Annotated in this window: 19 protein-coding genes; 12 read left to right on the forward strand and 7 right to left on the reverse strand. The window is 63.4% G+C overall.

Translation table 11 applies throughout. From position 1 onward, the window contains the following. The first annotated feature begins 1 nt into the window (after position 1). The 4 genes from C8D77_RS10645 (at position 2) to C8D77_RS10660 (ending at position 3,840) form a co-directional block, all read left to right on the forward strand. A complete protein-coding gene (locus C8D77_RS10645) occupies positions 2–670 on the forward strand; it encodes a GntR family transcriptional regulator (RefSeq protein ID WP_109662156.1) in 669 nt (222 codons plus the stop codon). 108 nt (positions 671–778) lie between these two features. Further along, positions 779–1,384 (forward strand): biotin transporter BioY, encoded by a 606-nt coding sequence (locus tag C8D77_RS10650; RefSeq protein WP_109662158.1) that lies wholly within the window; start codon positions 779–781, stop codon positions 1,382–1,384. Then, complete coding sequence (locus tag C8D77_RS10655) at positions 1,385–1,828, forward strand: DUF1284 domain-containing protein (protein ID WP_109662161.1); 444 nt, start codon at positions 1,385–1,387, stop codon at positions 1,826–1,828. Positions 1,829–2,064: 236 nt separating this feature from the next. Next, positions 2,065–3,840 (forward strand): tetratricopeptide repeat protein, encoded by a 1,776-nt coding sequence (locus C8D77_RS10660; RefSeq protein ID WP_109662164.1) that lies wholly within the window; start codon positions 2,065–2,067, stop codon positions 3,838–3,840. A 100-nt stretch (positions 3,841–3,940) separates the two neighbouring features. On the opposite strand, the gene C8D77_RS10665 is transcribed toward C8D77_RS10660, so the two are convergent. Further along, entirely contained in the window at positions 3,941–4,402 is a 462-nt protein-coding gene (locus C8D77_RS10665; RefSeq protein WP_109662166.1) for a GNAT family N-acetyltransferase, read from the reverse strand. Positions 4,403–4,603: 201 nt separating this feature from the next. Between C8D77_RS10665 and C8D77_RS10670 the strand changes: the two genes are divergently transcribed. Beyond that, positions 4,604–5,548 carry a glycine--tRNA ligase subunit alpha gene (locus tag C8D77_RS10670; RefSeq protein ID WP_109662169.1) on the forward strand — a complete coding sequence of 315 codons (945 nt, stop codon included), beginning with the start codon at positions 4,604–4,606 and terminating at the stop codon, positions 5,546–5,548. 3 nt (positions 5,549–5,551) lie between these two features. Here C8D77_RS10670 and C8D77_RS37565 read toward each other — a convergent pair whose 3' ends face one another. Then, positions 5,552–5,728, reverse strand: coding sequence for a hypothetical protein (locus C8D77_RS37565; RefSeq protein WP_164548640.1), 177 nt, complete (start codon positions 5,726–5,728; stop codon positions 5,552–5,554). A 344-nt stretch (positions 5,729–6,072) separates the two neighbouring features. Here C8D77_RS37565 and glyS point away from each other — a divergent pair, with 344 nt between their 5' ends. Together glyS and C8D77_RS10680 are read left to right on the forward strand one after the other, a co-directional pair. Then, positions 6,073–8,451: a glycine--tRNA ligase subunit beta gene (gene glyS / locus C8D77_RS10675; RefSeq protein ID WP_109662171.1), complete on the forward strand. Its 2,379-nt coding sequence runs from the start codon at positions 6,073–6,075 to the stop codon at positions 8,449–8,451. 109 nt (positions 8,452–8,560) lie between these two features. Next, on the forward strand, positions 8,561–8,902 hold the full coding sequence (locus C8D77_RS10680) for an ATPase (protein WP_109662173.1): 342 nt from the start codon (positions 8,561–8,563) through the stop codon (positions 8,900–8,902). A gap of 84 nt (positions 8,903–8,986) precedes the next feature. On the opposite strand, the gene C8D77_RS10685 is transcribed toward C8D77_RS10680, so the two are convergent. Together C8D77_RS10685 and C8D77_RS38045 are read right to left on the reverse strand one after the other, a co-directional pair. Continuing rightward, positions 8,987–9,376, reverse strand: a complete 390-nt coding sequence (locus C8D77_RS10685) for a hypothetical protein (RefSeq protein ID WP_109662176.1) — start codon at positions 9,374–9,376, stop codon at positions 8,987–8,989. 178 nt (positions 9,377–9,554) lie between these two features. After that, entirely contained in the window at positions 9,555–10,076 is a 522-nt protein-coding gene (locus C8D77_RS38045; RefSeq protein WP_109662178.1) for a hypothetical protein, read from the reverse strand. Positions 10,077–10,270: 194 nt separating this feature from the next. On the opposite strand from C8D77_RS38045, the gene C8D77_RS10695 reads away from it, so the two are divergent. The 3 genes from C8D77_RS10695 to C8D77_RS10705 all read left to right on the forward strand — a co-directional run bounded on the left by C8D77_RS10695 (position 10,271) and on the right by C8D77_RS10705 (position 13,437). Further along, positions 10,271–11,230, forward strand: coding sequence for an L-threonylcarbamoyladenylate synthase (locus tag C8D77_RS10695; protein WP_109662180.1), 960 nt, complete (start codon positions 10,271–10,273; stop codon positions 11,228–11,230). Between the two features lie 24 nt (positions 11,231–11,254). Beyond that, the gene (locus tag C8D77_RS10700; RefSeq protein WP_109662183.1) at positions 11,255–12,685 is read left to right on the forward strand and encodes an FAD-binding oxidoreductase; all 1,431 of its coding nucleotides are present in this window, start codon (positions 11,255–11,257) and stop codon (positions 12,683–12,685) included. A gap of 185 nt (positions 12,686–12,870) precedes the next feature. Further along, the gene (locus C8D77_RS10705) at positions 12,871–13,437 is read left to right on the forward strand and encodes a DUF6101 family protein (protein WP_109662185.1); all 567 of its coding nucleotides are present in this window, start codon (positions 12,871–12,873) and stop codon (positions 13,435–13,437) included. Between the two features lie 40 nt (positions 13,438–13,477). Here C8D77_RS10705 and ubiA read toward each other — a convergent pair whose 3' ends face one another. Both ubiA and C8D77_RS10715 read right to left on the reverse strand, forming a co-directional pair. Continuing rightward, positions 13,478–14,461, reverse strand: coding sequence for a 4-hydroxybenzoate octaprenyltransferase (gene ubiA / locus C8D77_RS10710; protein ID WP_170136734.1), 984 nt, complete (start codon positions 14,459–14,461; stop codon positions 13,478–13,480). 68 nt (positions 14,462–14,529) lie between these two features. Continuing rightward, entirely contained in the window at positions 14,530–15,441 is a 912-nt protein-coding gene (locus C8D77_RS10715) for a LysR family transcriptional regulator (RefSeq protein WP_109662190.1), read from the reverse strand. A gap of 89 nt (positions 15,442–15,530) precedes the next feature. Between C8D77_RS10715 and C8D77_RS10720 the strand changes: the two genes are divergently transcribed. Together C8D77_RS10720 and purD are read left to right on the forward strand one after the other, a co-directional pair. Further along, positions 15,531–16,352 carry a phytanoyl-CoA dioxygenase family protein gene (locus C8D77_RS10720; RefSeq protein ID WP_109662192.1) on the forward strand — a complete coding sequence of 274 codons (822 nt, stop codon included), beginning with the start codon at positions 15,531–15,533 and terminating at the stop codon, positions 16,350–16,352. 157 nt (positions 16,353–16,509) lie between these two features. Then, positions 16,510–17,787: a phosphoribosylamine--glycine ligase gene (gene purD / locus C8D77_RS10725; RefSeq protein WP_109662194.1), complete on the forward strand. Its 1,278-nt coding sequence runs from the start codon at positions 16,510–16,512 to the stop codon at positions 17,785–17,787. A 24-nt stretch (positions 17,788–17,811) separates the two neighbouring features. Here the strand turns inward: purD and C8D77_RS10730 are convergent, their stop codons facing one another. Beyond that, on the reverse strand, positions 17,812–18,921 hold the full coding sequence (locus tag C8D77_RS10730) for a glycoside hydrolase family 25 protein (RefSeq protein ID WP_109663290.1): 1,110 nt from the start codon (positions 18,919–18,921) through the stop codon (positions 17,812–17,814). Between the last annotated feature and the right edge of the window lie 119 nt (positions 18,922–19,040).

The following is a 19,040-nucleotide window of genomic DNA, read 5'->3' on the forward strand; positions in this document are numbered from 1 at the left end:
CATGGCAAAGGGCACAGACGACACCATCGCGGTGCGCATCAGCAAGGTGCTGGCGGACCGCATCATCTCGGGCGCGATCGAGCCGGGGGCCAGGCTTCGGCAGGATCATATCGCCGAGGAATTCCACACCAGTCATGTTCCCGTGCGCGAGGCCTTTCGCCGCCTCGAGGCGCAAGGGCTGGCCATCGGTGAGCCGCGCCGTGGTGTGCGTGTGGCGTCTTTCGATCTGGGCGAGGTCAAGGAGGTCGCCGAAATGCGGGCGGCGCTCGAAGTGCTGGCGCTGCGCCACGCGGCGCCACACCTGACATCTGCCATTCTCGATCTCGCCGAAGAGGCAACCAAGGCCGGCGACAAGTCCCGCGACGTCAGGTCATGGGAGGAAGCCAATCGCGCCTTCCACCGGCTGATCCTGGCGCCATGCGGCATGCCGCGCCTGCTCGCCACCATCGACGATCTGCACGCGGCGAGTGCCCGCTTCCTGTTTGCGGCATGGCGCTCGGAGTGGGAGACACCCACCGATCAGGATCATCGCGCGATACTCACCGCCTTGCGGCAGGGGAACACCGAATCGGCGGCCGTGACGCTGGGGCGGCATGTCCAGTGGATTGGCCGCAAGCCGGTCAGGACGGCCTCCGGGACGACGCGCGAAGCCTTTGCCATCGTCGGCTAGGACGACCCTTTGCACAGCCAGGGCTTGCTATCTCACCGGAATTGTGGATTCGATAATAGATCGAAAACAGAAATTATCTATAATTTGCAACCGATCGAAGGAATCCCAATGGCAGACATCGCATTCTTGTCCAGCAAGCCCTCGTTCAGCCCGCTCCGGCTCCAGGATCGCTCCCTCGGCTGGCAGGCCGGAGCTGTCGTGCTCGGCACGCTGTTCCTGGCACTGTCGTCCTACATCGAAGTGCCAATGGTGCCGGTTCCAGTGACCATGCAGACCTTCGCCGTGACCTTGATCGGCGCGCTCTATGGCTGGCGGCTTGGCGCTGTGACCATCGCCGCTTGGCTGGTCGAAGGCGCGGTGGGCTTTCCAGTCCTGGCCGGAGGCTCCGCCGGCGTACAGCATTTCGTCGGGCCGACGGGCGGCTATCTCTTCGCCTTCCCGATCACCGGCGCGCTTGTCGGCTGGCTGGCCGAACGCGGCTGGAACGGCAACAGGGTGGTGCTCGCCTTCGCCGCCATGCTGCTCGGCAACCTTGCCTGCCTGGTTCTCGGCACCATGTGGCTCGCTGTCATGATCGGCACTGAGAAGGCCATCACCTTCGGCTTCCTGCCTTTTCTCGTCGGCGGGTTGCTCAAGTCGGCGCTGGGTGCTGCGACACTCAAGCTGTTTTCGGGCTACAAACCCGAGCCGACCGACCTCAGGCCACAAGAATAAATGACGATCAGGCTACGCGCCCATCACCTCCTTTGCCTGCTCACCTATGTGGGCAAGGGATACAGCCCCGCCTTCACCGCCAATTATGATCGCGTCGCGGAGCGCCTGAGCCGGGGCGAGGACGTCCTCCTCGTTTCCGGCCCCGACGATGTCTGCGCTCCCTTGCTCGACGAGCCGGAACCGCATTGTCTCAACGAGAGCGTCGTCGAGCGGGACCGGCTCGCTGCACAGGACGTGGAGGAATTGCTGGCGCAATCAATCCGCGTCGGCGCCAGTCTCGATCTCGATGCGGCAATCCTGGCTCGGATGCGGCAGGCGTTTTCGGCGGGCCGCGTGCGCAAGGCTTGCGGCAGCTGTGAGTGGAATGAGCTGTGCAGCACGATAGCGGCCGGCGGATATAGCGACACGCTGGTGCACCGGTCCGCCTCGCCAGGCAAGGGCTGATATTGGCGCTGACCTCAATGGTCGAATCTGTGATATAGTCGGCGCCGCGCAGGGCCATGGCCGAAATTCAAGATCGGAAACTGGTGCCTGTCGCCATGGTTTGTTAATCGGGTGCCCGGATTGTGAATTCGAGGCGGATTGAAGCGTGACCCCAAAAAGGCCATGCTTTGCCTGGAAAGATCGAGTCTACGCCGATCCCGCTGACGCGGAGATGGCGCCTGGCTGAAAGGGATACGATGCGGCAAGGACGTGCGCGCTGGCTGACAAGGCTGGCAATTGTTACAGGCATGGCGATCTCGACTTTGCCGGCCTATGCCAAGCAAACCACCGAACCGGTCAAGATCACGTCGTTTTCGGGCGCCTATCTGGCAGCTCGGATCGCCGAAGGCGACAACGACCTCGACAGTGCCATAGCCTACTACAAGCAGGCATTGGCCTTCGACCCGAGCGACACCGGCCTGCAGCAGAGCCTGATGCTGTCGCTGATCGCGCAGGGCCGCTTCGACGAATCCCTCGTCTATGCCGACAAGCTCAAGGAAGTTCCAGATGTCGAGCGCTTTTCGCGCCTGGCACTCGCCGTTGATTCCTTCCACAAGAAGGATTTCACCAAGGCGCAGTACTGGCTCAAGCTGTCGCTGGAATCCGATCTCGACCGGCTGATCTCCGGGGTGATGTCCGGCTGGGCCCAACAGGGCGCCGGCGAGGCCTCCGATGCGATGACCTCCATCGACAAGCTGCAGGGGCCGGATTGGTTCGGCCTGTTCAAGTCGTTCCACCGCGCGCTGATCGCCGATGCGTCCGGTATGCCCGAGAAGGCCGAAGCGATCTACGCCGCGACCATGCAGGACACCGCCGCCGGCGGCGCCGCTCCCGAAACCTGGATGCGCAACGCCCAGGCCTACGCGTCGTTCCTGGCCCGCAAGGGCGACAAGGCCAAGGCGCTGTCGGTGCTCGACCAGGCCGAGGCGTTTTCGCCGGGCAAGCTGGAGATCGTCGCCTTGCGCGACAGGATCGCCAAGGGCGACAAGATTGCGCCCTTCGCTACTGGCCCGTCGGACGGTGCCTCCGAGATTTTGCTCGACCTTGCCACCGCGCTCAACCGTGGCGGCGGCGAGCCGTTCGTTCGCCTCTATCTGCAATATGCGCTTGCCCTGAAGCCTGACAGCGACGCCGCCCTGGTGCAACTCGCTGCTGTATCCGAGCAGCTGAAGGATGGCGAGGGCGCCATTGCGCTCTATCGGCGGATCCCCGCTACCTCGCCGCTGAAGGAGCTTTCGGACCTGCAGCTCGGCCTCAACCTTGCCGATCTCGACCGTCACGAAGAAGCGATCACCCATCTGAAGGCCTTCGTCGACGCCCATCCCGACGACATGCGCGCCTATCTGGCGCTCGGCGGCGTCTATTCCTCGAAGGATGATTTCCGCTCGGCCGCCAATCTCTACGACAAGGCTGTCGATGTGCTGAAGACGCCGACTTCAGCCAACTGGAATATCTTCTACCAGCGCGGCATCGCATATGAGCGCCTGAAGGAATGGCCCAAGGCCGAGCCGAACTTCCGCAAGGCGCTGGAGCTGTTCCCCGACCAGCCGCAGGTGCTGAACTATCTCGGCTATTCCTGGGTCGACATGAACACCAACCTCAAGGAAGGCCTGGCGATGATCCAGAAGGCCGTCGACCTCAGGCCGAGCGACGGTTACATCGTCGATTCGCTGGGTTGGGCCTATTTCCGCCTCGGCAGGTTCGATGACGCCGTGCGCGAAATGGAACGCGCCGTGTCGCTGAAGCCGGAAGATCCGGTTCTGAACGATCACCTCGGCGATGCCTACTGGCGCGTCGGCCGCAAGCTGGAAGCAACTTTCCAGTGGAACCAGGCTCGCGACCTGAAGCCGGATCCCGATGTGCTGGCCACCTTGCAGCAGAAGCTGATGAAGGGCCTGCCGCCGATCGAATCCAACACGGCGCAGGAAACCCCGAAGGTCAAGCCAGAGCCGGTGCCCGCCCCGAAGGGGTGAAGTCGACTATTTTGAATACGAACGGGGCTCTTTTCGGAGCCCCGTTTTCGTTTGGGCCACATGCGCCCGCCCAGACGCTCGCCGATTTGCGGAGACGGCCTCAGAACATCTTCCGATAGACGACAAACCCGGAGCGTTCGCCGACCTTGTCATAGAGCTTCATCGCCGTGTGATTGGTTTCATGCGTCAGCCAGTACACCCGACCTGAGCCGGCGGCCCGGGCACGCTCATAGACGCCCTCGATCAGCGCCCGGCCGATGCCTTTGCCACGCGAGGTCTGTGTGGTGAAAAGGTCCTGCAGGTAGCAATTCGGTGCGATCGACGTGGTGTTGCGATGGAAGAGATAGTGTACGAGGCCGAGAAGCTGTCCCTCGCTCTCGGCAACCAGCGCATGGACCGGCTCATAGGCATCGAAGAAACGCGACCATGTCATCTGGGTGATCTCGCCCGGCAGGGCCGTTTCACCCGAGCGGCCATAAAATGCGTTGTAGCCGTCCCACAGCGGCAGCCATTGCTCGAAATCCCGGCGCATAACGGGACGGATGACGATCGGGCTGGGCATGGCTGGACCTGTTGTCATTGACATGGACGACGCATCGAACAGACCTCAGGCTGCCATGACCGGCAATGGGCCACGCCCTCGCAATGCTTTCAACATCGTCCCGCACGCTTCCGGCGATCCGCGCCGGCGCGCCTTGCTTGACGCTTTGCCGCCGTGTCTCTAGGACGTGCCGGCAAGCTAGCCCGTGCTGTCGAGGCCACCATGACGATTGAAATCCCCCCCCATATGCATCCCAGCCGCTCGTTCCAGGGGCTGATCCTGACCTTGCACAATTACTGGGCGGCCTATGGCTGCGTCATCTTGCAGCCCTACGACATGGAGGTCGGCGCCGGCACGTTTCATCCGGCAACGACGCTGCGCGCGCTTGGGCCAAAACGCTGGAATGCCGCCTATGTCCAGCCTTCGCGCCGTCCCAAGGATGGCCGCTATGGCGAGAACCCGAACCGGCTGCAGCATTATTACCAGTATCAGGTGATCCTGAAGCCCAACCCGCCCAACCTGCAGGAGCTCTATCTCGGTTCGCTGGCAGCGATCGGCGTCGACCCGCTGCTGCACGACATCCGCTTTGTCGAGGACGATTGGGAAAGCCCGACACTGGGCGCCTGGGGCCTCGGCTGGGAGTGCTGGTGCGACGGCATGGAAGTGTCGCAGTTCACCTATTTCCAGCAGGTCTGCGGCATCGAATGCGCGCCGGTGGCCGGCGAGCTGACCTACGGGCTGGAGCGGCTGGCCATGTATGTGCAGGGCGTCGACAATGTCTACGACCTCAACTTCAACGGCCGCGAAGGCGCCGACAAGGTCACCTATGGCGATGTCTTCCTGCAGGCCGAGCAGGAATATTCGCGTCACAATTTCGAATACGCCAACACGGCGATGCTGCTGCGCCACTTCGAGGACGCCGAGGCCGAGTGCAAAGCGTTGCTCGATGCCGGCGCGCCGGCGTCTAACGACAATCTGCCGATGCATCGCATGGTTTTCCCGGCCTATGATCAGTGCATCAAGGCCAGCCATGTCTTTAACCTGCTCGACGCACGCGGTGTGATTTCGGTCACCGAACGGCAGAGCTACATCCTGCGGGTGCGCAATCTGGCGAAGGCCTGCGGCGAGGCATTTTTGAAGACGCAGGCGGGTGGCTTGGCAGCCTGAGTTTCAGACCCGTTTCATCATCTCGAAGGAAATGTTGATCGGCAGGACGTTCTGAGTGCCGGTACCGTCGATCGTGCGCAATGCCTGCCGCACGCCCGGCATCGAGAAGGCGCCATGGGCCTGCGCGGTGAAGCAGGCGCTGAGCGCGAGGATCTGTAGAAGTCTGGATGCCGTTTTCATGGTCGTTGAGCCAATAGTTCCCTGCCTGAGCGTGGGTCGCTTCAGCGCTGCGTTCGGTTCATGGAAATCTTTGATCCAAGGACGAGCGGGATCGTCTCGTCCCGACAGGGCGGCCAAAATTTCTGGAAATGGGCGCAAATCGGCGATCGCCGCGCGGAAAGGGTGACAGCGGCCAGCCGAGTTGCTATGCCCCGCCCGGACCATTTTGCCGCGTGAGCCCCATCCATGCCTGACCTGCTTCTAGAACTCCGCTCGGAAGAGATTCCTGCCCAGCCGCGCGACCGCAGCGCCGGAGGCGCGAGGACGCGCAAACAGGAAAATGGCATGCGGGCGGAGACACTCTGATGCCGGATTTGTTGCTCGAACTTCGTTCCGAGGAAATCCCTGCCCGCATGCAGCGCAAGGCGGCGGGTGATCTCAGGAAGATGCTGACCGACGGTCTGGTCGAGGCGGGACTGACCTATGAGGCGGCGCGCGAGTACTGGACGCCGCGGCGGCTGACGCTCGATATCAGGGGCCTGACCGCGCGCTCGAAGGATGTAAGCGAAGAGATCAAAGGACCTTCGACATCAGCGCCTGAACAGGCGATCCAGGGGTTCCTGCGCAAGGCCGGACTTGCTTCGATCGCCGAGGCGCATGTCCATTCCGATCCGAAGAAGGGTGACTTCTACGTCGCCCATATTTCGAAGCCGGGCAGGGCGGCCGAAAAGATTATCGCCGAGCTGGTGCCGGGCATCATCCGCAATTTTCCGTGGCCGAAATCGATGCGCTGGGGGCCGGCCTCGGCCAAGCCCGGCTCGCTGCGCTGGGTGCGGCCGCTGCAATCGATCCTGTGCACCTTCGGCCCGGAGACCGAGGAGCCTGTCGTGGTCGATTTCGAGATCGACGGCATCCGCTCGGGCAACGTCACCTATGGCCACCGCTTCCACGCGCCTGATGCCATTACGGTGCGCCGCTTCGACGACTATGTTTCCAAGCTGGAAGCGGCGAAGGTCGTGCTCGATGCCGACCGGCGCAAGGAGATCATCCTTGCCGACGCCCGCAATCTCGCTTTCGCCAACGGGCTCGACCTGGTTGAGGACGACGGGCTGCTGGAAGAGGTGTCCGGGCTGGTCGAATGGCCGGTCGTGCTGATGGGCGAGTTCGAGGAGGCTTTCCTGGCCATTCCGGCCGAGGTGATCCGGCTGACCATCCGCGCCAACCAGAAGTGCTTTGTCACGCGGCCGCAGGGTGTCGATGATGCGCTTTCCAACCGCTTCATCCTCACCGCCAACATCGAGGCCAAGGATGGCGGCAAGGAGATCGCCCACGGCAACGGCAAGGTGGTGCGCGCCCGTCTGTCCGACGCGCTTTATTTCTGGACGACCGATCAGGGCGATTTGCCTGATCTTGACCAGCTTGAAGCATCGGCGGAAAAATTCGGGCTCGATCTGAAGAAACCGCTCGACCAGCGCATGGCCCGCCTCGACCATCTCGCCGTCACCTTTCACGCCAAGCTCGGCACGCAGGGCGAGCGGGTGGAGCGGATTGCTCAGCTTGCCGAGGAACTGGCGCCGATCGTCGGCGCCGATCCCGCACTGGCGCGCCGTGCGGCTGTCTTAGCCAAGGCCGATCTCACCACTGAAGTCGTCGGCGAGTTCCCCGAGCTGCAAGGCGCAATAGGGCGCAAATATGCGTTGCTGCAGGGCGAGCATGCTTCGGTCGCGGCAGCCATTGAGGAACACTACAAGCCACAAGGCCCATCCGATCGCGTACCGAGCGATCCGGTTTCGATCACCGTGGCACTTGCCGACAAGCTCGACACGCTGGCCGGCTTCTGGGCCATCGACGAAAAGCCGACCGGGTCGAAGGACCCCTATGCTTTGCGTCGAGCGGCGCTGGGTGTGGTGAGGATCATACTGGAAAACAGGATCAGGCTTTCCCTGGGTGTCGCCATTGCAGCGACGGTGGCCTCGGCGCTCGCCGCATATGAACGGTTCGGTGAGGGGGTTGAGAGCCGTGGTGTGGTCACGATGCTCGATTCCCGCATTCGCGAGTACAAGGGGGCAAGCCAGTTGCTGTCGGAAGCCGGCTTGATCTCCAGATTGTTGAAGGGCGGCTTGGCCAACGCAAATTCGGAAACCTTCGGCTCCGCCGATCAGGAACGAGAGTTCTTCGATGGCCAGCGTATGATGGAGTTGGAAGCATCGCTTTCGCCATTCGTTGCCGATCTCGTCGCCTTCTTCCACGACCGCCTGAAGGTCTACCTCCGTGACCAGGGTGCACGCCACGATCTGATTGATGCGGTCATCACACCGCAGTCCGATGACCTGCTGCAGATCGTGCGCCGCGTCGAGGCGCTGGGCTCCTTCCTCGATACAGAGGACGGCAAAAACCTGCTCGCCGGCACCAAACGTGCGGCCAACATCTTGGCCGCCGAGGAGAAGAAGAAAACGGCGGTCGCCGAAACCGTTGAGCCGGCGCTGTTTCGCGAGGATACCGAGAAATTGCTGTTTGCGGCGGTGAATCAGGCTGAGAAGCAAGCCGGCGAAGCGATTCAAAACGATGACTTTTCCGGCGCCCTGTTGGCGCTTAGCGTTTTGCGTGAACCGGTTGATTCATTCTTTGAGCATGTCCTCGTAAATGACGAGGACTTGTCCGTGCGCGCCAATCGCCTGGCGCTGCTCGCCCGCATCCGCGCGGCGACCGGTCAGGTCGCGGATTTCTCGAAGATAGCTGGTTGAGAAGCTAAGAAAAAATCTTCCGGTCGGCCGTTCGAGCCGGCTTACAGTCATATGACGATGATCTCTCCGTGGCAAAAGGGACATGTTCCCCAACCCCACGGAGGCTTCCATGAATTCCGATCACGAAATCGAAGTGACAGAAGAAACCCCGGCTCCCGCCGAGGCGCTTGAATCCGCTTCCGAAACCATCCTCGATCATGCCGCTGCCGCCGCGGTCGAAGCCGCTGACCTGTCGGATGACGACGAAGACGGCGACGATCAAGAAGGCGAAGAGTCCGACGGCGCCGAAGCTGCCACGCTCTCGGATGACGACGAAGATGAAGAAGACGAAGATGAGGACGAAGACGACGCCGAGGACAGTGTGAAGGCTGAAGGCGACGACGAAAAGTCCGAAGAAGAAGCTGAAGACGGCGAGTCCGAAGAGGACGACGACAAGGAAGAAGCAGCCTGATTTTTTCAGCTGCCGGTTCTATCGATGGCAGGGCGGCGCTGACACGCCGCCCTTTTCTGTCAGTCGTCCCGGATGCTGACCCGGTCAGTTCTCAAGAATGCTGACGCGCACGCTGTTTTCGTAGACGTCGACCTGGATCAGCGGTTCGCCATTGACGATGGCGCGCTTGGTCGAGGAACTCATCGCGCCGCCGCGCTCCAGCATGCGTTGCAGATCGGCGCGCTGGTCGTTGGTCCTGAACCAGCCATCGCCCTCATCGTCGCTGTCGCGGCGGTGGAATTTGTGCCAGTTGGCGCGGTCCTGCCTCACCATTTGCGCGGCGTTGTCCAGCGCATAGCCGTCACTCGCCTGATGATCGCGATCGGAAATGCGCGCGACATAGGATCCCAGCATATCGTCGGCATGAGCCGCGACGACGCCAAGCAGTGACGCCAGCAGAAGGCCTGCCGCGGTTACGATTCCAGATTTTCTCATGATTACCCCCCTTTACCCCTAGCGATAATATCCGGTCTGCCAGGGCCGCTTGCCGAACTCAGGCGATGGCGTCCCGCGGCTGACATAAACTGAAACGGCGTTTGTCTGGCAATGGTGCGCCGAGCGCCAGACCGCCGTCAAGTCACGCCATCAATGTCAGGCTGTCTTTGAGCCGGGGCTACTTGGTGTAGCCGTTGGGAGGCATGCGCTGACCTGCTGCCGGCGCCGGGGCGCTCGGCGGGGCGGGTTGGTTCTCGGCGTTTCCCGAGGGGGCTGCGGAGGCGGTGGCCGTTGCCGGCGCAGTGCCTGCCGCCGGAGCAGCGCCTGCCGCCGGCGCGGTGCCTGTGGTCGGCGCGGCACCTGTCGCTGGCGCGGCGGTTGGCGCCGGTGCTGGGAAGTCGGGACCGGTAACGCCGCCACGAATGACCATCGGGCCTGGCTGGAAGCCATGCCTGGCCTCTGGCTTGTCCGGTATGGCCGCCACCTTTTCATAGGTGACGTCGGGCTCTGCTGCGCCAAGTGCCAGCACCGACGGCGCATGCTTGGGTTTCGCTGCTTCGGCGGTTTTAGGCTGGTCGGGGATACCGACCCTGACAATCGACGGTGTCGAGGACGGCGCACTGGGAAAAACCAGCGACGATGCCTGAGCCCCACCGCTCGCCGCAGCCAGAACGATCCCCATCAGTATGCGCACGGACACTGATATAGCTCCCCTTTTGCCCAGAAGCTGCTCAATAGCAGGCCGTGATTGACGTGGGCTTTCGCCGAAACGTAGCATTTTAGGAATTGATAAATCACCAATGCCCCGTGTTGCCACAGTCGCCTTGCCCAACAGCCGGCTTGCCCAACGGCCGCCATCGTACTACGCACCCCGGCATCTGTGAGGTGACGAGAGTGGCTGAAATACTTGCCGTCGGCGAGGCGCTGGAGCGGGCGCTGGCGCTGCTCAGGGGTGGCGATGTCGTCGCCATCCCGACGGAAACCGTCTACGGGCTTGCCGGCGACGCCACCAACGGCATCGGTGTGGCGCGCATCTTTGAAGCCAAGGGGCGGCCGCGCTTCAACCCGCTGATCGCCCATGTCGCCGACATGGCGATGGCCGAGCGCCTCGCGCTGTTCGATCCGCTGTCGAAGAAACTGGCGCTGGCATTCTGGCCCGGTCCGCTGACGCTGGTGCTGCCGCAACGGCCCGGCAACAGCATCCATCCGCTGGTCACGGCCGGGCTCGATACGATTGCCTTGCGCATGCCGAGGGGCTTTGGCGGCGACCTGATCGCCAGGCTCGGCCGCCCGCTTGCAGCACCCAGCGCCAATTCATCCGGCAAGATCAGTGCAACGACCGCGCAAGCGGTGGCGGCCGATCTCGGTGCGCGGATCAAGCTGGTGGTCGATGGCGGCGCGACCCCCGTCGGGCTGGAGTCGACCATCGTCAAGGCCGAGGGGGACAGAATGCGGCTGCTGAGGCCCGGCGGCATTGCCGCCGAGGAGATCGAGGCGGCCATCGGCATGGAATTGTTGCGCGGCGGTGCAGCCGGCGTCGAGGCGCCCGGCATGCTTGCCTCGCACTATGCGCCGGGCGCCGCGATGCGGCTCAACGCCGGGACGATCGGCGAGGGCGAGGCCCTGCTCGGCTTCGGCGGCCAGCGGGCGGAAGGCTGGCGCCGCGCCGCTGCTTTTCTCAATTTATCCGAGACCGGGGACCTGCGCGAAGCGGCGAGCAATCTGTTCGCCTACATGCAGGAACTCGACCGCAGCGGTGCGCCGACCATCGCCGTCGAGCCGGTTCCTTTTGATGGTCTCGGAGAGGCGATCAACGATCGCCTCTCGCGTGCCGCCGCCCCTCGTGACATCTAACAGCCCGCAACATAGTTTTCCCCCATGACCGAAATTCCAGACAAACTCGACCCTGCTCTCATCGATCGCTTCGCGGCGATCGTCGGCGACAAATATGCACTGCGCGACGAGCAGGACATCGCGCCTTACCTCATTGAGCGGCGTGGGCTCTGGCATGGCGCGACATCGCTGGTGCTGCGGCCGGGCAGCGTCGACGAGGTCAGCCGGATCATGCGGCTGGCGACCGAGACGGGAACGCCGATCGTGCCGCAAAGCGGTAACACCGGGCTGGTCGGCGCCCAAGTGCCAGACACCTCCGGGCGCGAGATCATCCTGTCGCTGTCGCGGCTCAACCGCATTCGCGAGATCGATGTCCTGTCCAACACGGTGACGGCCGAGGCCGGTGTCATCCTGCAGACGCTGCAGGAGGCGGCGGACGCCGCCGACCGGCTGTTTCCGCTGTCGCTGGCCGCGCAAGGCTCCTGCCAGATCGGCGGCAACCTGTCGTCCAATGCCGGCGGCACCGGCGTGCTTGCCTACGGCAATGCGCGCGAACTCTGCCTCGGTGTCGAGGTGGTGCTGCCGACCGGCGAGGTGTTCGACGATCTGCGCAAGCTGAAGAAGGACAACACCGGCTACGATTTGAAAAACCTGTTCGTCGGCGCCGAAGGCACGCTCGGCGTCATCACCGCCGCCGTGCTCAAGCTGTTTCCGAAGTCGAAGGGGCGCGAGGTCGCATTCGTCGGCCTGTCGTCGCCTGAGGCCGCGCTTTCCCTGTTCAGCCTGGCCATGGACCGCGCCGGGGCCGCGCTGACCGCCTTCGAACTGATCGGCAAGCGGCCATATGATTTCACGCTGGCGCATGCACAGGGCGTGGTGCGGCCCTTGGTCGACGACTGGCCGTGGTATGTGCTGATGCAGATTTCGTCCGGCCGTTCATCGGAGGATTCGCGGGCGTTGATCGAGGACGTGCTCTCGGCCGGCCTCGAACATGAATTCGTCGGCGACGCCGTCATCGCCGCAAGCCTCGGGCAGGGGGATGCCTTCTGGAATTTCCGCGAGCTGCTGCCCGAGGCGCAAAAACCGGAGGGTGCCTCGATCAAGCACGACATTTCGGTGCCTGTGGCAATGATCCCGCGCTTCATCGCAGAGGCCGCCGGCGCCGTGGCGTCGGTGAGTGCCGGCGCCCGCGTGGTCTGCTTCGGCCATATGGGCGACGGCAACCTCCACTATAACATCTCGCGGCCCGTCGATGGCGATGACGAGGCATTTCTCGCCCTCTATCATCCCATGAACAAGGCGGTGCACGACGTCGTGCGCAGCCTGCACGGTTCGATCTCGGCAGAGCATGGTATCGGCCAGTTGAAGCGCGACGAACTGATTGCCACCGCGCCGCCGATGGCGATCGATCTGATGCGAAGGGTAAAGGCGGCCTTCGACCCGGCCGGCATCATGAATCCGGGTAAGGTTATCTGATCCTTTCGACATCTTGTGGTTGGTGGGATTCCGATAACCATCCCTAAGATCAGCAAAATTTAACCGACTTTCTTAAGCGGGGCGGTAAGGAGCCCGCGCTACTGTCTCCATACAAACGAGGCTGGAAAAACCGGCCCGGAGAGAACCGGACACCGGCTCTCAGGAGACAGACAGGAAGGCACTCTATGAACACCGGACTGAAGCCAGTCTGGGCGGGACGCAACATGCGTCTCGACCCATTTCGCCTGCCGCAAGTGGTGAGCTACGCGACACGCGACGACTACGGCGATGTGACCTTTACCATCGACCAGCGTGGCGCCGTGATCCGCCGCCTGCTCGAGATGAGCGGCCTGCCGGCGATCATCGTTCTGCCCGCCAATGCGTTCCGCGGCGTTGCCGCCCGCGCCATGGAGGACCCTGACGGCAATGTCACGGTGACCCTGGAACTCCTGCACAACGACCCGATGCTGTCGGTGCCGTTGCTGGTCGCCGACGATCTCGACGATGTCGCCGCCGACTGGCGCGCGTGGGCCGACGCCTACCGTCTGCCGATGCTGCTGATCGAATCGGACGGCGTCGCCCGCACTCTGGAAGAATCGCTCGGCGCCGCCATCAAGACGCTGCCGCCGCAGGATCGCCGCAAAGGCCGTCTGTCCAACACCCGACGCCCGCGTTTTCTCGCTCGCCGCAGGGCCGGCGACCTCGGTCTCAGGCTGGTCATCGACGGCCAGGAGATCATCTCGCGCGAGTGAGCATGATCCCGAGAGGGAACATGCAGGAAAAGCGAAGCCGCTAAACCAGCGGCTTCAGTGCTACCCACACAGCGCCGCCGATCAGGCCCAGGAAGATCAGCCAGCCGACCTGGTTGTTCGATCTGAATAGACGCAGGCATTGGTCCGGGTTGTCGATATCCAACACGGCAATTTGCCTGGCCATATGGGCGCCGGCAGCGATCAGTCCTGCCAGTGCCACCACCGGAGCCTGCGCCGACGCGAAGGCGATGGCAAAACAGATCAGCGCGCCACCATAGAGCCCTGCCAGCCACGATTTGGTGTTGTCGCCGAACAGGCGTGCCGTCGAGCGCACGCCGACAATGGCGTCGTCTTCCTTGTCCTGATGCGCGTAGATCGTGTCGTAGCCGATCACCCACAGGATCGAGCCGATATAGAGCATGATTGCAGGTCCATCGAGATCGCCGAACTCGACCGCCCATCCCATCAGCGCGCCCCAGGAAAAGGCAAGGCCAAGCACCAGTTGCGGCCAGTTGGTTATCCGCTTCATGAACGGATAGATGGCTATGATCGCCAGTGAGCAGATGCCGAGCAGGATGGCGAAGCTGTTGAACTGGATGAGCACCACGAGGCCGACCAGGGCCTGCAGGGCAATAAAAAACCATGCCCGCCGGCGCGTGGCCTTGCCGGACGGCAGCGGCCGCGAGCGCGTGCGCTCGACCTGGTTGTCGATGTCCTCGTCGACGAGGTCGTTGTAGGTGCAGCCGGCGCCGCGCATGGCGATGGCGCCGGCCAGGAACAGCACGAGATACCAAGGCGCCGGCAGCAGCGAGAGCAGCGGGTCGCCGGGACGCGGATAGGCGCTCGCCGCAAGGGCCGCCGACCACCAGCAGGGCCACAGCAGCAACTGCCAGCCGATTGGCCGGTCCCACCGGGCAAGCTGCGCATAGGGCCATATCGAGCGCGGCAGCACGCGGTAGACCCAATGGCCGTTCGGCGCATCGGCGACACGGCCCTGGGCCGCTTTCGACTGGATAGGTTCCATCTCCATGGAGTGGCAGCAGCGGCGGAAACCGTCAAGCGGCAAGCGGCGACGCGGCGACCGTCAGCCTTTCACGAGGCAAAGATGTCGCGGGTGGCGAACCAACCCTTGGCCACGTCGATGAAGGACAGCGCCGCATTCGACACACGCTGATGCGTGTCGTAGGTGAGCAAGATCCGCTGCATGGGCAGCGGATCCGACAGTGGCTTGCAGATGAGCGGCAGCCCGTCATAGCTGCGGTCACCATGCGGGCGGGTGTAGCTGACCGCAACGCCGAACCCGTTGGCGACCATGCTGCGCTGCAGTTCGAACGAGCTTGTCGTCGTATCAGCCACTGGCGACAGGCCGCGGCTGCGGAACAGGTCGAGCATGTGCTGCCAGCTGTGTGGCTGGTCCGTGGTGATCAGCGGATAGGCGGCCAGATCGGCAAGGCTGACCGTTGCCCGGTCCGCCAGGGCATGGCCTGCCGGCAACAGCGCATGCGGGCGAAGTTCGCGCAGCAGGATGCGGGCGAAATGCGTCGGCAGGCTGAGGTCATAGGTGAGGCCGAGATCGATGGCCGCATCGCCGAGCCGCCGCCCAAGCGTCTCGAAGGTTTCGTCGCGGACGACGACCTTGACGGCTGGATAGCGTTCGGAGAAGGCGCGCAGCAGGGCCGGCGCGAAGAACGGCGCCAGATCCTCGAAGCATCCTAGCACCAGTTCTCCGCTGACAGCCGATTTGCTTGAGCCCAGGCCGATGAGTTCCTCCGTTTCGGTGAGAACCTGTCTTGCCTTGGCCACGACGGCGCGGCCGAACGATGTCGGCGACACGCCGCTTCCCCGCTGGCGAACAAACAGTTTCTGGCCGAAATTCTTTTCGACGGCGTCAATGGCCACCGAGATCGACGGCTGCGAAACGTTCAGCACCTTGGCCGCGCCGGTGACGCTGCCATGACGCGCCACGGCGACCAGATAGCGCAACTGCGTGAGGGTCACATTCATAAGGAAACTCTATGTGCTGGATGGAAAGTTATTATTTTACTGAATGAATGAGGGTTGCGATAGTCGGTTCATTCCAAGAGGAGAACGCCATGGCTTCCCAAGCTGCCACCCACACTTCCAACGCCTCCATGATCGATGCGGGCACCATCGCCGACTATCAGCGTGACGGTGCTGTCTGCATTCGCGGCGCCTTCAAGGGCTGGGTCGACACGATTGCCGCCGGCATCGAGCGCAACATGCAGAACCGCAGCGAAACCGCGTCCGACATCGCCAACGGTCGCGGCAGTTTCTTCGACGACTATTGCAACTGGGAGCGCATCCCCGAATTCGTCGAGGTGGTGCGGAAATCACCGGTCGCCGAACTGGCGGCGGCGGTGATGCAGTCGCGCACCGCGCAGTTCTTCCACGATCATGTGCTGGTCAAGGAACCCGGCACGCAAAAGCCGACGCCCTGGCATCAGGACATTCCGTATTACTTCGTCGATGGCCAGCAGACCGTGAGCTTCTGGATACCCATCGACCCGGTGAAGGAAGCGACGCTGCGGCTGATCGCTGGTTCGCACAAATGGGACAAGATGATCCTGCCGGTGCGCTGGCTCGACGACAGCAATTTCTATGCCGGCGAGGGCGACTATCTGCCGGTGCCCGATCCCGATAACGATCCGTCGCTGAAAGTGCTCGAATGGGAAATGGAGCCGGGCGACGCCATTCTGTTCGACTTCAGGACCGCGCATGGCGCGCGTGGCAACCTGACCGCGGCGCGACGCCGGGCGCTGTCGCTGCGCTGGGTCGGTGACGATGCCCGCTATGTCGAGCGGCCGGGGCGCACCTCGCCGCCCTATCACGGCCACGGCATGCAGCCGGGCGAGAGGCTGCGCGAGGACTGGTTTCCGGTCGTCTACCAGGGCTGAGCGGGAGCCAGAAAATGGGCGCCGGTATTTGGCGCCCATTTTCGGCAGGGGTAACGTTCCCGTGCGCAATTCCCGCCAATGCATCCTGATGCCTTGACCCGTCGCCCAGAGAGCAATAGCGGGTGCTCTAAGGGATAGTCGGCATCAAGAGGTGGCCATGAACGTTCTTCTTCTCGGCTCCGGCGGCCGCGAACATGCGCTCGCCTGGAAGATCGCCGCGTCGCCGCTGCTGACGAAGCTTTATGCGGCCCCCGGCAATCCGGGCATCGGCAGCGAGGCCGAACTGGTGAAGCTGGACATCGCCGATCACGCCGCCGTTGGCGCCTTTTGCAAAGAGAAAAAGATCGACCTCGTCGTCGTTGGCCCGGAAGGGCCGCTGGTCGCCGGCATTGCCGACGATCTGCGCGCGCAAGGCATTCGCGTCTTCGGACCCTCCAAGGCTGCCGCGCAACTGGAGGGTTCGAAAGGTTTCACCAAGGATCTCTGCGCCCGCTACAACATCCCGACCGCCGCCTATGGCCGGTTCAGTGATCTGGCCTCCGCCAAAGCCTATCTCGAAAAGACCGGCGCGCCGATTGTCATCAAGGCCGATGGCCTCGCCGCTGGCAAGGGCGTGACCGTCGCCATGACACTGGACGAGGCGCGGGCAGCACTTGATGCCTGTTTCGACGGTTCCTTCGGCGCGGCCGGCGCGGAAGTTGTGGTCGAGGAGTTCATGACCGGCGAGGAGGCGAGTTTCTTCTGCCTCTGCGACGGCACCACAGCACTTCCCTTCGGCACCGCGCAGGATCACAAGCGCGTCGGCGATGGCGACACCGGCCCCAACACCGGCGGCATGGGCGCCTATTCGCCGGCCCCGGTGATGACGCCGGAACTGGTCGAGCGCACCATGCGCGAGATCATCGAGCCAACCATGCGCGGCATGGCGGAACTTGGCGCGCCGTTCTCCGGCGTGCTGTTCGCCGGGCTGATGATCACGGACAAGGGGCCGAAGCTGATCGAATACAACACCCGTTTCGGCGACCCGGAATGCCAGGTGCTGATGATGCGGCTGAAGGACGATCTGCTGGTCCTGCTCAACGCGGCAACCGACGGCCAGCTTGCGCATATGTCCGTGCGCTGGCGCGACGAGGCCGCGCTCACTGTGGTGATGGCGGCGAGAGGCTATCCCGGCACGCCGGAAAAAGGATCGGTCATCCGCGGCGTCGAAGACGCGGCGGGCGACGGTGTCCAGATCTTCCACGCCGGCACCGCCATCAATGGCGGCGCGCTGGTTGCTAATGGCGGCCGCGTCCTCAATGTCACGGCGACGGGAAGCACGGTCGGCGAGGCGCAGAAACGAGCCTATGCCGCGCTCGACCGTATCGACTGGCCGGACGGCTTCTGCCGTCGCGACATCGGCTGGCAGGCCGTGGCGCGCGAGCAGGCTGGCTGAAATTCTGTATTGGGAGACGGCAGTCTACCGCAAACCGCGATCGATCTTGGTCGAAGCGGTGCTGAGCGGATCGGCGGCGGCAAAGGCGGCGTCGAGTTGCGCCGGCGAACGCTGTTCGGTTCGCTTCCAGGCGACATATTGGACAATGCCGAAACCCGGCCGCCGCGGCACCGTCTTCACGACTGGCATGCGGAAGCCGTCGCGAAACCTCGTCCAGCGCGTGCCCAACGCCACAATCATTTCCTCGAAGGTCGGCGGCGCCGCCACCGAGGCGTAGGTGATGGTGACATTGCCGGCGAGGCCGGCTTCGCGTGAGACAGGCAGCGGTATCGAGGCGAGATAGTCGGGCGGCACATCGATGAGCCCACCGAATGGCCATTGCGCACGCAGTGTGGCGGCGTCCATAGGCGCGACATTGACGTCGATGTCGTTAGGCGTGCCGGCGACCCTGTAAGGGCAGCGGAACCGGCCGCAATTGGCTTGCGCCGAAAACTGCCACAGCGCGTAGCCCTGCCAGTTGCCCATCGGGAAATGCACGTCGATGTCGGACTTGTAGCGGGCATACCAGAGCGGCAGCCGCGACAGCAGCCTGTATCTGTAGCTGTTGTCGGCGATGTACTGGGCCGTCTTGCCGTTGGTGTAGAGCACCGGAAAGCGGCCGATGCGCCGATGAACCTGGCGCACGAATTCCTCGGCATCGTCGAGCGACATCCATTGCGAGGGATCGTTGCCTTCGATGTCGAGCGCCATGAGATCGTCCGGCGCGGGTTCGGCGAAATCGAGGAAGTTGTTGGCCTGTTCGACGGGGTTGCCGGGGCGGGCGAGGTGATAGGCGCCCCATTTCAGGCCGAGTGCCTTGGCCACGACCCGGCGCGTCTGGAACAGTTCGCGCGTCACCGCGTGGCGTTTCCACAGCGCCTTGCATAGCTTCACTTCGGTGTCGCCGCCCAAACAGAAATAGGGCGGCGGCATGCCGTCGGACGCCTTGTTGATGAAGCCGACGACCCGCTTGTCGGTGGCGAGCTGGGCCCAGTCGATGGAATTGTATTCGTAGGCGTCGATGATGAGGGCGCGGTCAGCGTTCTTCCACGGCTCGGAAAAATCCGAGGCCTTTGCCGCCGTCGACAGCGCCATCGTCGCCGCGAGTGCGAGAAGCGCTGTGCGGCGAAGGAGCCGCGCCGTCCTTTTCAAACAGGGAATCCCCGTTGATCAAGGGTAGATGCTGAACCGCTATGGTTAAGGATTTGCTTTCG

The sequence above is a fragment of the Mesorhizobium loti genome (assembly GCF_003148495.1).
In the GTDB taxonomy this organism is placed as follows: domain Bacteria; phylum Pseudomonadota; class Alphaproteobacteria; order Rhizobiales; family Rhizobiaceae; genus Mesorhizobium; species Mesorhizobium loti.